Origin of the sequence: Bovifimicola ammoniilytica, assembly GCF_025567085.1 — a bacterium.
Classification (GTDB): domain Bacteria; phylum Bacillota; class Clostridia; order Lachnospirales; family Lachnospiraceae; genus Bovifimicola; species Bovifimicola ammoniilytica.
This window is the reverse complement of record NZ_JAOQJN010000004.1, coordinates 381,390-397,337: the sequence shown is the minus strand read 5'-3', so window position 1 is coordinate 397,337 and position 15,948 is coordinate 381,390. Positions and strand designations below refer to the sequence as shown.

The following is a 15,948-nucleotide window of genomic DNA, read 5'->3' as shown; positions in this document are numbered from 1 at the left end:
GATAATTGTGAAATAGGAATAAAAGAAAAGCAATAGATAGAAAAAGACTGCTTTGATTCCTATGTGTTTAGCATACCAGAGTGGTAAAACAACTAAAACTAATCAAGTACATCACTATGCAACAAATAAAAGCAAGACATATACTCCTCAGTTAGAGGAAATAGCAAACAGGTATGGATTAGACCTAGATGATGCATGGAATAAAGAATTGCTACCACATCAGGGACGTCATCCAAATGCTTATCATGAATATGTTCTTGATAGTATGAAACAATTTGACAACATTGCACAAGGAGACAAAGATATATTCCTTAAGTTATTTGATAATTTAAAGAATAACGTAAAATCAAATCCTGATATGCTGTATAAAGATTACTGGAAATAAGGAGAATATTGATGAAATATTACAAATTATCTATGGATATGGAAAGAGAAAATGATATAATATGCCATTATCAAAATGATTATGGAATTCAGCAAAATGCACTAAATACTGGGAAAGTTTTTGAAAACTGGGATGATAGATTTGAGTTTTTCTATGCAAAAGAAGAAGGAGATGTTTGGACTGATTATCTTGCCAATGATAAAGGATGGTTCTTGGTATCAAACAGGTTGAAGACATTATTAGAGTCAGTCAATACAGATATACAATTTCTGAAAGTTGGCATAAAAGAAACAAATAATGGAGAGGATTTTAAACAATATTATATTGCCAATATTATTAAAGTTGTAGATGCGTTATGCTTGGATAAATCGAAGTACTTTGAAACAGAAATTGAAGGAATAGGCACAATATATACTGTAAGTAAATATTGTATATATGCTGAAAAAACGGATGGTGCAGATGTCTTTAAGTTGTCAAATAGGCAAGAAATACCAATATTTGTATCTGAAAAATTTAAAGATTTAATCGAAAAGGAAAATATTACAGGTATTTCATTAACAGAGATTAGTGTAGTATAGTATTTATTATGGTTATACTTTCGGACTTCCAATAACCTATAACTACTGCACGTCTATTAATTAACCATCAAGGCTGTTGCAAAGCAATTAAGAATCCATGATGTTAATTATAGACGCTAGCGAAATTTTGCCGAGTTGGGTATAGGAAATGACATTGCAAAATCAAAATAGAATATTTAGTTCCAATACGCTGGTATAAACGCACTCTTAGCAACAAGAAAAAATGTTGCGAAAGGGTGCGTTTATTATGCGTGTTAGAAAAGTAGATTCAGATGCCATAAAACTATATGAATCAAGCCAAGTAAAATTTAAAACGACTGGAACTATACGAGAAGTTCAGTTCTCGGCAGGAGTTAATAAAAGCTGTCTCTGACATATGCAGAGACAATGACTGAGGGGAAAAGAGTATATGATGACGGAAAAATGTAGATGAGTGTAGTCATAATTTTATTGAAAAGTATGATATTGATGAGTATATTATTTGGTATGGATTAAAGAGTTTATGGCAAAGATAATCGTAAGATAACGTAAATGCTTGACATTTAATATATGATGATAGATAATATTCTTAGTTTGCAGGGGAACTCGCAAGAGTTGAGAAGGTAGAACCTGACCCTTTGAACCTGTCGGTTAATACTGTCGTAGGGAGCAATCATTTGAGAAATCATGAGGCTGTCACTGGCAGCCTCTTTATTTACTTTTATAGAAAAAAAGTACGTATGAAATATACCTGCTTTATTCTGACAGATGAGAAATTTTGCTCTTATTTTTATAAGAAAGAGGTTGATTGAAAATGGAGAAAGACAGAATTATTAAAATGATTACAGAAGTCAGAAAGGTTAATCCGTTAGTACATAACATAACAAATTATGTAACGGTAAATGACTGTGCAAATGCCATACTTGCAATAGGAGCATCTCCTATAATGGCTGATGATTTATTAGAAGTAGAAGACATAACTTCGATATCTAAGGCACTTGTCATTAACATAGGCACACTTAATCAGAGAACAGTAACATCTATGTTAGCAGCGGGCAAGAAAGCTAATCAGCTAAATATTCCGGTTATTTTAGATCCTGTAGGAGCAGGAGCCTCAGGCTTTAGAAATGATACAGTTAATTCTTTACTTAAAACAGTAAAATTTAGTATAATCAGGGCTAATTTATCAGAAATGTCTTACATAGCCGGATTAGAGGTGTCAACTAAAGGCGTGGATACTTCTGCAGAAGATGAAGGCAATGATGCAGTTATGGTAGCTAAAAATGTTGCTAAGAGATATAATTGTGTGGCAGCCATAACAGGAGCCGTTGATGTAATATCTGATGGAGAACGTGTTGCTACATTAAGTAATGGAGATAAATTATTATCAAAAGTGACAGGAACCGGCTGTATGACTTCAGCTTTAGTAGGTTCTTATGCAGGTGCCGTAACTAATGAAAATGAATTTGATTATTATGATGCTGCCATTGCAGGAATAGCTTCTATGGGCATAGCAGGTGAACTAGCAATGAGTGTTTCAACAAATGGAACAGGAAGTTATCATATTGAAATAATAAACGGTCTGAGCAGATTAAATGAAGAAATTATGGGTGAAATGATAAAGTTAGGTTAGATACAGATTTATTAAATGACGATTATCCTGAAAATATTAGATTATATAACTTAGTTAGGATTGGTGAATGACTATGAAGAATAAAATTGATTATACATTATATCTGTGTACAGACAGAGATTTAATGAGTTCTGCAACCATTGAGGAGAATGTGGAACTCGCAATAAAAGGAGGTTGTACAGTAATCCAGTTAAGAGAGAAGAACTGTTCTTCGAAAGAATTCTATGATTTGGCTGTAAGTGTCAAAAAGATTACTGATAAATACAATGTTCCTCTTATAATTAATGACAGAGTAGATATTGCCATGGCTGTTGATGCGGCAGGTGTACATATAGGACAGAGTGATTTGCCGGCAGATGTTGTAAGAAGAATAATTGGCGATGATAAAATAATAGGTGTATCAACTGCTAAATTAGATGAAGCTCTTAAGGCTGTTAAAGATGGTGCAGATTATTTAGGTGTCGGTGCAATGTATTCAACAGATACCAAGACAGATGCAAGACCTGTTACAATGGAAGAATTAAAAGAGATTCGTAAAAATGTCGATATTCCTATAGTAGTAATAGGCGGAATTAATATGAATACGCTTGGTAATTTTAAGAATATGGGAATAGATGGTCTGGCTGTGGTATCAGCAATTGTTGCACAGCCTGATGTTGAAAAAGCTGCTAAAGATATGTATGAAGCATTTACTTCATAGATGTACTGATATAAAATCAGAGAAACATCTAGTGTAAAGATTAAGGTGTCAAAAGCCCTTATAGGGACTAACCGTCACAATATATGTGTATTGTAAATTCATTTGCATACACATATATTGTAACGGTTGGTGCTACGCACCTTTTGACACCTTAATCCTATAAATGGAATATAAATCAAATAACATATATTTAGTGGAGGTAACAATGATAGATATTAATACATATAATGGAGTTATTTTTGATTTGGACGGAACCTTAATTGATTCTATGGGTGTGTGGAATCAGATAGATATAGATTTCTTAGGTAAAAGAGGTTTCGATGTACCTAAAGACTATATGGAAGCAATAACACCTATGGGATTTGAGGCAACTGCTGATTATACAATTAAGAGATTTAATCTTAAAGAAAGCAGAGATGAAATTATCAAAGAATGGTATGATATGGCAATAGAAGCATATTCATATCATGTCAGATTGAAAGATGGTGTTAAAGAGTATCTTAGTTATCTTAGAGATAATAATAAGCTTATGTCAGTTGCCACTGCTTCAGATATGAGACTTGTAGAGCCTGTATTATCTAATAATGACATAATTGATTATTTTCAGAATATTACAACCGTTAAAGAAGTAAGTCGTGGAAAAGGGTTTCCTGATATTTATGATAAAGCAGCTGATAAAATGGGAATATCTAAAAGTAACTGTATTGTCTTTGAAGATATTTTAGCAGGCATCAAAGGTGCTAAGGCAGGTGGATATATGGCAATTGGTGTATATGATTCACATACAAGGGAAAATCAGCAGCTAATGAAAGAATTAAGTGATAAATTCATATATGATTTTAAAGAAATGATAGCATAAGACATATAGTTTTTATAGCAGATAAGAAATCTCCTATAAACGGGAGTTAATCAGGAAATTTAGTACAGAGATTTATTAAAAAAGTTAAGTATGAAATGGAGAAAAATCAATGAGAGAATATAGTACACAGATGGAAGCAGCTAAAAAAGGTATTATAACACCTGAGATGGAAATTGTTGCAGCTAAGGAAAATTTTGATGCAGATGAACTTAGAGAACTTATGGCGAAGGGACAGGTAGTTATTCCTGCTAACATTAATCATAAATCATTATCACCTGAGGGAATCGGAAAAGGCTTAAAAACTAAGATAAATGTAAACCTAGGTATATCAGGTGATATGAAAGACTATGACATGGAGATGGAAAAAGTTAAAATGGCTATTGATTTCGGTTGTGAAGCCATTATGGACCTTAGCAATTACGGTAAAACTAATACTTTCAGAAATGAACTTATTAAGATTTCGCCAGCAATGATTGGTACAGTTCCAATGTATGATGCAATCGGATATTTAGAGAAAGATTTATTAGAGATTACAGCTAAAGATTTTCTTAAAGTTGTGGAAGCACATGCAAAAGAGGGCGTAGATTTCCAGACTATTCACGCAGGAATTAATAAAAGAGCCATTGAAACATTTAAGCGTGAAGGCAGATTAATGAATATTGTTTCAAGAGGCGGCTCATTATTATTTGCATGGATGGAGATGACCGGTAATGAAAATCCATTCTATGAATATTATGATGAAGTTTTGGAAATATTTAGAAAATATGATGTTACAATCAGTCTTGGTGATGCATTAAGGCCAGGCTGTATCGAGGATAGCACAGATTCCGGTCAGATTGCTGAATTAATTGAGTTAGGCAATCTGACTAAGAGAGCCTGGGAGAAAGATGTTCAGGTAATGGTCGAGGGACCGGGACATATGGCAATGAACGAAATAGCTGCTAATATGGCTATTGAGAAGAGAATATGTCACGAAGCACCTTTCTATGTACTTGGACCTTTAGTAACTGATATCGCACCCGGATATGACCATATCACATCAGCAATCGGTGGAGCAATAGCTGCCGCTAATGGTGCAGATTTCTTATGTTATGTTACACCAGCTGAACACTTAAGACTGCCTGATGCATCAGATGTTAAAGAGGGTATCGTAGCTTCTAAGATAGCAGCTCATGCCGCTGATATTGCAAAGGGAATTAAGGGTGCAAGAGATATTGATAACAAGATGAGTGCAGCAAGACATAAACTTGACTGGGATGAAATGTTTAAATATGCTATTGACGGAGAGAAAGCAAAAAGATATTATGATAGTGTACCACTTGAAGAGAGACATACCTGCTCAATGTGTGGTAAAATGTGTGCAGTAAGAACAACTAATAAGATTCTTGCAGGAGAGAAAGTAGAATTTTGTTCTGAAAAATAAACACTAATTTTTTTAGAAAAGGAATAATAAAATTGAAGAAGATAATTAAAGAGATTAATAATAATCAGAATCTTGAGATGAATCTGCCCGTATATGCGAGACATATAAATGATTTATATAATAAATGTGCGGCAGTTGAAATGGCTATGGATTACTATACATTTTATGAGATGGTAAGTGATGGCGAGATTAAAGATAGTAAACTTAAGGAATATACAGAAGAATTCAATGCAATAATTAAAGAATATGTTGTAGATGTTAAAGTTGATGAGAACAGGGAGAAAGCTGTTGAAAGAATCGATATTTTAAGAAATAAGATATATAAAACAGTTGATATATTAGCAGCTTATGCTGATATTTTCTCAAGATATGAATATGTTTCTAACAGATGTGAATATTTATTTAAGGAAGAAACTGTTGATTCAAAATATACTGATGAAGATTTTACAAGAGAGATAATGCAATATATTTTCTCTGACGAAGATAACACGGTAATTAACAGTAAAATCTGTGAAATTATAGCAGAATTACCATTAAGACTTACCAAGAGCAAATTCTTTCAATTATTAAGTGACGGACTCAGTGTATATAGTAAAACTGACAAAGAAACTATCGATGATTTCGTATATGTACTTAAGTCCTCATCAATGCTTGCATTACCTGATGGTCTAGAGGATTATTCTGAATTAAATGAGATTTATGAAATGGTAAAAGCTGTGGATTATTCTAAGATTACTAAAGAAGAATTCGATAAACTTGAAAATGAATTAAGATATGCAGCAGATTTTATTGATAAAGAAACCAATGTCTTTATGATGCTTCAGGGAATTGTAAACAGAACCTATGTAATGATTTTGTCTGCACCATATGTAGATGAATATGATAAAGAAGTTGAATGCAGTATGAAGATTATTAAAGAAATTAATAATAACTTTACATCAGGTGAATATATAACATTACCTGATGAGGTTACAGATTTATTCGTATTCTTAGAGGGCGTTCCTGAGAAAGTTCATAGTAAAATTGAAGGTGAAGAATTTGCCCTTGATAACATTAAAAATAATCATCTTAGTATAATAAAGAGTATTATGGCAGAGAATATATATCAGGGATTATTTATTTCGCAGAACCTTATTTCGGATAGTCTGTTTGCTGATCTTTCAGATATTAAAAACATATTTGAAGAGAAATCAGAAGAAGAAACAGAATTTGATATTAAGGAATATATTAATACAGTCAGAGATGAATTAGTAATGCAGCTTACTGAATTCTTTAAGAATAACCAGAAACAGGTCAACCGTTCAGTAATGGCACTGATTATTTCAAGACTTCCTGTATTCTTTAACAATATTACTGAAGTGCAGGATTATGTTTATAATTCATTATCTAATTGTACAAATAAAGCTGAGAAATCAGCCGCTATCGAAATCATTAAATGTATCATTAATGAAAATTGAGGTTTTTTGAATGAAATGGTATAATAATCTCTATGTTGGAAAAAAGGCTTTAAAAAAGAAACATAAAATAATAATGCGTGCCATAAGACGAAAGCCTCAGATAGGCATTTATATGATAACACTGCCTGTTAATGAGGCTAATGCATTAGAGATATATCCGTCTTATGTATTGCTTCAGAAATATTACCGTAAGAAGAAATTAACGGTAGTAGGCATATCTCAGGGATATGATGAAGCATTAGAGGTTATGCAGGATATTTTAATGGACTGTTATAACGAAACAGGTCAGTTTCTTGTAAGGCATATGGTAGAAAGACACCAATAAATATGGAATGGAGAAGTACTTAGATATGCTACATATATTACTTACAATTTTAAAGGTAATCGGAATCATAATATTAGTTCTGATTAGTCTTGTTATCTTAATCATAGCAGCTATACTTTTTGTTCCAATCAGATATTCCATAGATGCAATTTATGACAGAAAAGTAAAAAATCTTGATTTTAAGATAAAGATAACTTATTTATTACATCTCATTTCGGTAAAATATATCTATAAAGATGATGGCCTAAGCATTAAAATATTCGGTATTAAAACGCATTTCTTTGATAAAGAAACTAAGGCAATGGAAGAAAAAATCAATAAAGAAACTAAGATGTTTGAGAAGATGTCATCTGAGATTAAGGATAATATGACTGAGATGCCAGAGGTCTATGAGCAGTTAAAGAAAATTGACGAAGAACGTGACAGGTTAGCAGAGAATGTCAATAAAACAGAAGAAAATATAGAAAATAATAATAAAGATAATGATACAGAAGAGAATACAGAAGAGAATACGGAAGAATTTATAAAAGTTGAAAAACAGAATATATTTTCAAGAATTTATTCTAAAATTAAGGCAATAATTATTAAAATTAAATATCGTTTTATCAAATTTTGTGATACAATAAAGAAGATATGTAAAAATGTTAATGATTTAAAAGAATTTATAAGTGATGATAACACAAAAGAGGCATTTGGTTTCTTAAAAAAAGAAGCTCTTATATTATTAAAACATATCAGACCAAGAAGGATAAAAGGATATGTTCATTTTGGTTTTGACGATCCATCTTATACTGGTAATTTACTCGGATTAATATATATGATTCTTAGAGGTTCGCCTAAAGAATTTCGTATTAATCCAGATTTTGAGAATAAGGTATTTGATGGTGAGATTCATGCTAAAGGAAGGGTTCAGTGCTATCTTTTATTAATTATTGGAATCAGACTCTATAAAAATGATAATTTGAAATTGCTTTTAGAAAGAAGGAGGACAAATGGCAGAGAATAATAACACATTTGATAACACAGTTGAGGCATTATTTAAAGGAATGGAGAATTTTATTACAACAAAGACTGTTGTAGGAGATGCAATTACAATTGATGGTACAATTATTTTACCATTGGTAGATGTGTCATTTGGAATTGGTGCAGGTGCATCAAATAATGATAAGAAGAATAATGGTGGCGGCGGTATGGGCAGCAAGATGTCACCAAGTGCTGTTTTGGTAATTAAAAATGGCGAACCTAAATTAGTTAATATTAAAGAACAGGACGGAATTACAAAGATTCTCGATATGGTTCCGGGACTTATCGATAAGTTTACTAAGAAAGACGATAGTGATAGTTCAGAATCAAGTAATGAAGAATATAATGAACAGGAAGTTCAGGTAGATAACTAATATTTTATATGTAGATTATTTAGATTTGGGTATCAAAAACAGAACCACCATTTGATACCCAAATCTTTATATAAAATTCTAAGGATATTATTTAATTCTAAGGCATATTATATACAAAGATGATAATTAGAATGGTATATATGCGTAGAATATGTGGTTTTATATTATTCTGGATTGCAGTAGGAATTGCAATCGGATTATATCTGGGTATGGGTTTCTGGTCAATATTTTTTATATTCCTATGTCTGATTATAGGATATAATCTATTCTGCAATTAGAGTTAATCCGCACCTTATTTTTATGATAAAATTTTGAAAGGGTAAAATTATGAGAATACCAGAATTATTTAAAGAAGGAAAAACAGTACTTTCTTTTGAAATCTTTCCACCTAAAAAGACAAGTTCTATTGACACAATTTATAATACATTAGACGAATTAAGCGATTTGAATCCGGCTTTTATATCAGTTACATATGGTGCAGGTGGTAATACAGCTGATTCAAAAACATGTCAGATTGCTTCAGTAATACAGGACAAGTATAATATAACTTCAGCTGCACATCTTACATGTGTTAACTGTACTAAGAATGACATTGATGTAATTCTTGGTCAGTTAAAGGAGAAAGGTATACAGAATATCTTAGCACTTCGTGGAGATATTAATCCTGATATTCCACCTAAGCATGATTTCAAATATGCAAGCGAACTTGTAACATATATAAAGGAACATGGAGATTTCTCAGTTTCAGGAGCATGTTACCCAGAAGGGCATATGGAGACAGAATCAATTATAGATGATATTAAACATCTTAAGATAAAAGTAGATGCAGGTGCAGATCATCTTATGTCACAGTTATTTTTTGATAATTCACATTTCTATGATTTCCTTGAAAAAGCAAGAATTGCAGGAATCGATGTTCCTATCGAAGCAGGTATTATGCCGGTTATTAATAAGAATCAAATTGAAAGAATGGTATCAATGTGTGGAGCAAGCTTACCTGTTAAATTCACAAAGATGATGCAGAAATATGAGCATAATCCGGAAGCTCTTCGCGATGCCGGAATCGCATATGCAATAGACCAGATAGTTGACTTAATCTCTAATGGAGTTGATGGTATTCATCTATATACAATGAATAATCCATATGTTGCAAGAAGAATAAGCGAAAGCATTTCATCATTATTATAAATATAATAAATAAAACGTTTATAGATATAAAATATCGTAATATAAAAATTAAAAGAGTTAAATACATATACATATTTTAATTTATATATTACGGAAGTAAGGAGAAAGATTTTGGATACTTCAGATATTATTTTAAAAAATATTAATAAAGCAGAAGCTGCCAGGTATTTAGGATACAAAGATACACTTCCTGATGTCAATATGACTAAATTAATATTGCAGTCCGAGATGGAAATACTAAAAGTGATAAAGCCAAGATATTGCTATAAGGTATTTGATATTGATGTTCTAGAAGACGGAGTTAATCTTGTGGGTGCAGAGTTGACTCTAAAGGGACATTCCATAGCAAATCATCTTAAAGACTGTGATAAGGCAGTAGTTATGTGTGCAACATTATCAGGCGATGTAGACAAGCTGATGCGAAGAACAGAGCCTACTGGAATGGTGAATGTGCTGATTATGGATGCTCTTGCCAATGCTGCGATTGAGCAGGTCTGCGATGAAGTAGAGAAAATATTTCTAAAAGATTTTCAAGAATATAACAATACATGGCGTTTTGGAGTAGGATATGGAGATTTTCCACTTACAACACAGAAACAGTTATTAGAAACTCTTGATGCTGGAAAAAGAATTGGTGTCTGCACAAATGAGAATTGTCTTTTAACACCACTTAAATCGGTAACATGTGTTGTAGGATTATCAAAGAAAACGGTTGAAAATAAGAAGTCATGTGACAACTGTAATCTGAAAGAGACATGTAATTTCAGAAAAAACGGAACACAATGCAGTAAATAATGTGGCTAAAGAAAGGCAATAGGTAGAATTATGGATTTCAGACAGCTTTTGAAAGAAGACAGATATATATTTTTCGATGGTGGTATGGGTACGATGCTTCAGGCAAAAGGAATGAAGATAGGTGCAATACCTGAATTACTTAATTTAGAGAATCCTGACTGGATTATAGATATTCATAAGATGTACATTAATGCCGGTGCGGATGTAATTTATGCTAATACATTTGGTGCTAATGCATATAAGTTAAAAGCCACAGGTAAAAGTGTAAGCGAAATTATCAGTGCAGCTATAAAGAATGCAAGAGAAGCATGCAAAGGAACAGACACACTTGTAGCCCTTGACATAGGACCAATTGGCCAGTTGCTTGAACCTACGGGAACTTTGAAATTTGAAGAGGCTTATGAAATATATAAGGAACAGCTTATTGCCGGTAAAGATGCCGATTTAGTTGTATTTGAGACTCAGACAGATTTATACGAATTAAAGGCTGCTGTCCTTGCAGCAAAAGAAAATACAGATTTACCTATTGTCTGTACTATGACATTTGAAAAAAATCACAGAACATTTACAGGCTGCGGTATTACAAATATGGCATATACACTTGATGGATTAGGTGTTGATGCCATGGGTGTAAACTGTTCATTAGGACCTGAAGATTTATATGATGTAATAGACGAATTAGCACAATGTACAGATACACCAATTGTCGTAAAACCTAATGCCGGATTACCAGATCCTGTAACTAATGAATATAATGTTTCTCCAAAAGAATTTGCAGGACAACTTACTAAATTCTCCGATTATGGAGTTAAGATTCTAGGTGGCTGTTGTGGTACAACTCCTGAATATATCAAAGAGGTTACGAATTTATTTAATGGACTTGCAACAAACTATAAAAATGCAATTAAAAAGTCTGCTGTCTGCTCTGCTACTGAAACAGTATTTATAAATCAGCCAAGAATTATCGGTGAAAGAATTAACCCTACAGGTAAGAAGAAATTCAAAGAAGCCTTATTAAATAATGATATTGATTATATACTTAATCAGGCTATAGAACAGATTCATGCAGGTGCAGAAATCTTAGATGTAAATGTAGGTCTTCCTGGTGTAGATGAGAAAGAAATGATGATTAAGGCAATTAAATCAATCCAGAGTATAGCTGAAACACCTTTACAGATTGATTCAACCATACCCGAAGTATTAGAGGCAGCACTCAGAGTATATAATGGTAAACCAATTGTCAATTCGGTTAATGGTGAAGAAAAATCATTAAAAACAGTATTACCTTTAGTCAAGAAATATGGTGCTGCAGTTGTAGGTCTTACATTAGATGAAAATGGTATTCCTAAGAGTGCAGATAAAAGATTTGAAATTGCAAAGAGAATATTAGATAATGCCATTTCTATAGGAATTCCTAAAGAAGATGTATTTATTGACTGTCTTACACTTACAGCATCTGCTGAACAGGATGGAGTTGTAGAGACGCTTAAGGCAGTTAACAGAGTCAAGACAGAATTAGGCTTAAAGACTGTTCTTGGTGTATCTAACATTTCATTTGGTTTACCCGGAAGGGAACTTGTAAATCATACATTTTTAGCAATGGCACTTACAAATGGTCTTGATTTGCCAATTATTAATCCTAATATTGCTGCTATGTCAGGAACAGTAAGAGCATACAGACTCTTAATGGGACACGACAAAAATTCAGTTGAATATATAGATGCATACAATAATCAATTACAGTATATGCTTCCATCTAAAGCAGCACCAACAAAGGCACAGGCAGTAAATAATGCAGTTGACAAGAATACTGACACTAATTCATTAGAATATGCAATAGAAAATGGACTTAAAAATGATGGTGCAAGAATAACTAAAGAAATGTTACAGACTATGGACTCTATGGAGATTATTAATGCACATCTTATTCCTGCACTTGATAAGGCTGGAAGTGAATTTGAAACAGGAAAGATATTTCTCCCACAGTTAATTATGGCTGCTGATGTTGCACAGGCTGCGTTCGCAGTAATAAAAGAAGTGATAAGCAAAAATAATTCTGAATCTGTAAGTAAGGGAAAAATTGTACTTGCTACAGTTAAAGGTGACGTTCACGACATAGGTAAAAATATTGTAAAAGTATTGTTAGAGAATTATGGCTATACAGTTATCGACCTTGGTAAAGACGTAGATTACCAGAAAGTTGTAGATGCAGTAATTGAACATGATGTAAAGTTAGTAGGACTTTCAGCACTTATGACAACTACTTTAGTATCTATGGAAGAAACTATTAAGCTTATAAGAAATAATAATCTTGATTGCAAGATAATGGTCGGAGGAGCTGTTCTTACACCTGATTATGCTGAAAAGATTGGTGCGGATTTCTATTCTAAAGATGCTAAGGAATCTGTAGACATTGCTAAACAGGTATTAGGCTAAGAAGTGAATTTTATTATGCAGAAGAAATTATTTATTCAGAGTAAAACAGACAATTCTAAGAATGAATCAGGAATACGACTTAATAAATATTTAAGTGATTCAGGAATCTGTTCAAGACGTGAAGCGGACAGATTAATAGCTGACGGAAAAGTATATGTAAATGGTAAAAAAGCCGAGATGGGTATGAGAATTACCTCTAATGATAAAGTGGAATGTAATGGTAAAATAGCTTCACTTGAAGAAGATATGGTCCTTTTAGCATTTAATAAGCCGGCAGGTATTGAATGTACTACTGATCGCAGTAATCCAGATAATATAATAGATTATATTAAATATCCAAAGAAGATATTCTATGTTGGTCGTCTCGATAAGAATTCGACAGGCTTAATTCTTATGACTAATGACGGAGATTTAGCAAACAAAATTGCCAAAGCGGTTAATTGTCATGAAAAGGAATATTTTGTTAGAGTTAATAAAAAAATTACAGATGATTTTCTTGCTAAAATGGCAAATGGTGTACCTATCTTAGATACAGTAACCAGAAAATGTAGTATAAAAAAGACTGACGATTATACATTTAATATAATTCTTACCCAGGGACTTAACAGACAGATAAGAAGAATGTGCGAAGCATTATCATATAAAGTTCTTGATTTGCACAGAATACGTGTTATGAATATCCGTATAGGAAATCTGAAAACAGGAAATTATAGAAATATAAATAAGACAGAGCTTGATGAATTGCTAAAAAATATTTAAAGCTCAGAAGTGAGGAAAATGTGGAAAAGGTAAATAGAATAAAAGAGTTGACATATATTCTTAATAATGCATCAAAGGCTTATTATCAGGACGGAAATGAGATAATGAGCAATTTTGAATATGATAAATTATATGATGAACTGGCCACACTTGAGGATGAGACAGGTTTTCGAATGTCTAACAGTCCTACATCAAATGTCGGATATGAGGTATTAAGTGAATTACCTAAAGAAAGACACGAAAGTCCTATGTTATCGTTAGATAAGACGAAAGAAGTAGACGAATTAATAAGTTTTGCCGGCAATCATAAGGGGGTTCTGTCGTGGAAATTAGATGGATTAACAGTAGTTCTTACTTATAGGGACGGAAGCTTATATAAAGCAGTTACAAGAGGTAATGGTGAGGTCGGAGAAGTAATTACAAATAATGCAAAGGTATTTAAAAATATTCCTCTTAGAATTCCATATACAGGAGAATTAATAATCCGAGGAGAAGCAGTAATAAAATATTCAGATTTCAATATAATTAACGATGAAATTACTGACTTAGCAGCTAAATATAAGAATCCTAGAAATCTATGTTCAGGTTCGGTAAGACAGCTTAATAATGAAATAACTGCAAAACGTAACGTTAATTTCTTTGCATTTGCATTAATTAAAGCTGAAAATGTTAATTTTGATAATTCAATTCTTAAACAGTTTGAGTGGCTGGAATCACAGGGTTTCTCAGTTGTAGAGCATTTTGCTGTTACATCAGAAAATATGCGTGAAAGAGTAGAATACTTTGCAAATGCCATAGAAAAAAATGATTTACCATCAGATGGACTAGTTCTTATGTATGATGATATTGAATATGGTCTGTCACTTGGACGTACGGCTAAGTTCCCACGTAACGGAATTGCTTTTAAGTGGAGAGATGAGATAGCTGAAACGAAACTTATCAATATTGACTGGAGTGCTTCAAGAACAGGACTTATTAATCCGGTAGCTGTATTTGAACCTGTAGAATTAGAGGGTACAACTGTTACAAGAGCAAGTATTCATAATGTAAGTGTTGCAGAGGGCTTAGAACTTGGAATCGGCGATACCATTCAGGTATATAAAGCTAATATGATTATTCCACAGATTGCCGAGAATCTTACAAGGTCAGGTCTTAAAAATGTACCTGAAGTCTGTCCTGTATGTGGCGGCAAAACTGTTATTAAGGAAGATAATGGCTTTAAATTCTTATATTGCCTTAATAAAATATGTCCTGCTAAGGAAATCAAGAAGTATACGCATTTTGCAGGAAGAAATGCAATGAATATTGACGGAATGTCCGAGGAAACATTAGAGAAATTCGTTGACAGCGGATATATACATCAGTTTGCAGATATCTATCATCTTAAAGATTATGAAGATGAGATTGTAAGTACTAAAGGTTTTGGAAGAAAATCATTTGATAACTTTATAGAATCTATAGATAATTCAAGGAATACGGAAGCATATCGCGTTATTTTCGGACTCGGAATTTCTAATATAGGACTTACGAACGCTAAAATGTTATGTCACCAGTATAACGATGACATATATGCATTAATTAAATCAACAAAAGATGATCTGGTTAAAATAGATGGTGTCGGTGAAATTATTGCAGATTCATTCGTAAATTATTTCGCAGATGAAAATAATATGGAAGAATTCAACAATTTGTTAAAGGAAATCAACATAAAGGAAAGTGAAGCAGTAAGTTTAGCAAATGAAAATATTGCTAACAAAACATTTGTAATAACAGGTTCTTTAAATCACTATGAAAATCGTGATGCCCTTAAGAATTATATTGAAAGTCTTGGAGGTAAGACAACGAATTCTGTTAGTAAAAAGACTGATTATCTTATTAATAATGACTCTTTATCTACATCATCAAAGAATAAGAAAGCTAAGGAATTAGGAGTAAGTATAATTACTGAAGAAGAATTTATGACATTAGCAGGTGTTGAAAGATAGAGAATTTTGTATTATAATCATTGAACTGATTAAAATTGTATTTATGTAA

15 protein-coding genes and 1 riboswitch are annotated in these 15,948 nt (G+C 32.4%); all 15 genes read left to right on the top strand.

The window, feature by feature from the left end:
* Nucleotides 1-61: 61 nt before the first annotated feature.
* The gene (locus tag OCV48_RS07560; RefSeq protein ID WP_147591545.1) at nucleotides 62-385 is read left to right on the top strand and encodes an AHH domain-containing protein; all 324 of its coding nucleotides are present in this window, start codon (nucleotides 62-64) and stop codon (nucleotides 383-385) included.
* A gap of 11 nt (nucleotides 386-396) precedes the next feature.
* Nucleotides 397-963: an imm11 family protein gene (locus tag OCV48_RS07555; protein ID WP_021983606.1), complete on the top strand. Its 567-nt coding sequence runs from the start codon at nucleotides 397-399 to the stop codon at nucleotides 961-963.
* A 567-nt stretch (nucleotides 964-1,530) separates the two neighbouring features.
* Nucleotides 1,531-1,628, top strand: a riboswitch (TPP riboswitch).
* A 128-nt stretch (nucleotides 1,629-1,756) separates the two neighbouring features.
* Nucleotides 1,757-2,575: a hydroxyethylthiazole kinase gene (thiM, locus tag OCV48_RS07550; protein WP_021983608.1), complete on the top strand. Its 819-nt coding sequence runs from the start codon at nucleotides 1,757-1,759 to the stop codon at nucleotides 2,573-2,575.
* A 73-nt stretch (nucleotides 2,576-2,648) separates the two neighbouring features.
* Nucleotides 2,649-3,275, top strand: a complete 627-nt coding sequence (thiE, locus tag OCV48_RS07545) for a thiamine phosphate synthase (protein ID WP_147591544.1) — start codon at nucleotides 2,649-2,651, stop codon at nucleotides 3,273-3,275.
* Nucleotides 3,276-3,480: 205 nt separating this feature from the next.
* Nucleotides 3,481-4,134, top strand: coding sequence for an HAD family hydrolase (locus OCV48_RS07540; protein WP_021983610.1), 654 nt, complete (start codon nucleotides 3,481-3,483; stop codon nucleotides 4,132-4,134).
* Between the two features lie 109 nt (nucleotides 4,135-4,243).
* On the top strand, nucleotides 4,244-5,557 hold the full coding sequence (gene thiC / locus OCV48_RS07535) for a phosphomethylpyrimidine synthase ThiC (protein ID WP_147591543.1): 1,314 nt from the start codon (nucleotides 4,244-4,246) through the stop codon (nucleotides 5,555-5,557).
* 32 nt (nucleotides 5,558-5,589) lie between these two features.
* A complete protein-coding gene (locus OCV48_RS07530; RefSeq protein WP_021983612.1) occupies nucleotides 5,590-7,014 on the top strand; it encodes a hypothetical protein in 1,425 nt (474 codons plus the stop codon).
* Between the two features lie 10 nt (nucleotides 7,015-7,024).
* Nucleotides 7,025-7,339 (top strand): hypothetical protein, encoded by a 315-nt coding sequence (locus OCV48_RS07525; protein WP_147591542.1) that lies wholly within the window; start codon nucleotides 7,025-7,027, stop codon nucleotides 7,337-7,339.
* Between the two features lie 25 nt (nucleotides 7,340-7,364).
* On the top strand, nucleotides 7,365-8,345 hold the full coding sequence (locus OCV48_RS07520) for a DUF2953 domain-containing protein (RefSeq protein WP_262559384.1): 981 nt from the start codon (nucleotides 7,365-7,367) through the stop codon (nucleotides 8,343-8,345).
* On the top strand, nucleotides 8,332-8,736 hold the full coding sequence (locus tag OCV48_RS07515) for a GerW family sporulation protein (RefSeq protein WP_021983615.1): 405 nt from the start codon (nucleotides 8,332-8,334) through the stop codon (nucleotides 8,734-8,736). Before OCV48_RS07520 ends, OCV48_RS07515 begins: the two co-directional genes overlap by 14 nt.
* A gap of 327 nt (nucleotides 8,737-9,063) precedes the next feature.
* Nucleotides 9,064-9,924, top strand: coding sequence for a methylenetetrahydrofolate reductase [NAD(P)H] (gene metF, locus OCV48_RS07510; protein ID WP_021983616.1), 861 nt, complete (start codon nucleotides 9,064-9,066; stop codon nucleotides 9,922-9,924).
* A 111-nt stretch (nucleotides 9,925-10,035) separates the two neighbouring features.
* A complete protein-coding gene (locus OCV48_RS07505) occupies nucleotides 10,036-10,719 on the top strand; it encodes a vitamin B12 dependent methionine synthase activation domain protein (protein ID WP_021983617.1) in 684 nt (227 codons plus the stop codon).
* 30 nt (nucleotides 10,720-10,749) lie between these two features.
* Nucleotides 10,750-13,155, top strand: a complete 2,406-nt coding sequence (locus tag OCV48_RS07500; RefSeq protein ID WP_021983618.1) for a homocysteine S-methyltransferase family protein — start codon at nucleotides 10,750-10,752, stop codon at nucleotides 13,153-13,155.
* Between the two features lie 15 nt (nucleotides 13,156-13,170).
* The gene (locus OCV48_RS07495; protein WP_147591540.1) at nucleotides 13,171-13,914 is read left to right on the top strand and encodes a pseudouridine synthase; all 744 of its coding nucleotides are present in this window, start codon (nucleotides 13,171-13,173) and stop codon (nucleotides 13,912-13,914) included.
* Between the two features lie 20 nt (nucleotides 13,915-13,934).
* A complete protein-coding gene (gene ligA / locus OCV48_RS07490; protein WP_147591539.1) occupies nucleotides 13,935-15,899 on the top strand; it encodes an NAD-dependent DNA ligase LigA in 1,965 nt (654 codons plus the stop codon).
* Nucleotides 15,900-15,948: the final 49 nt, after the last annotated feature.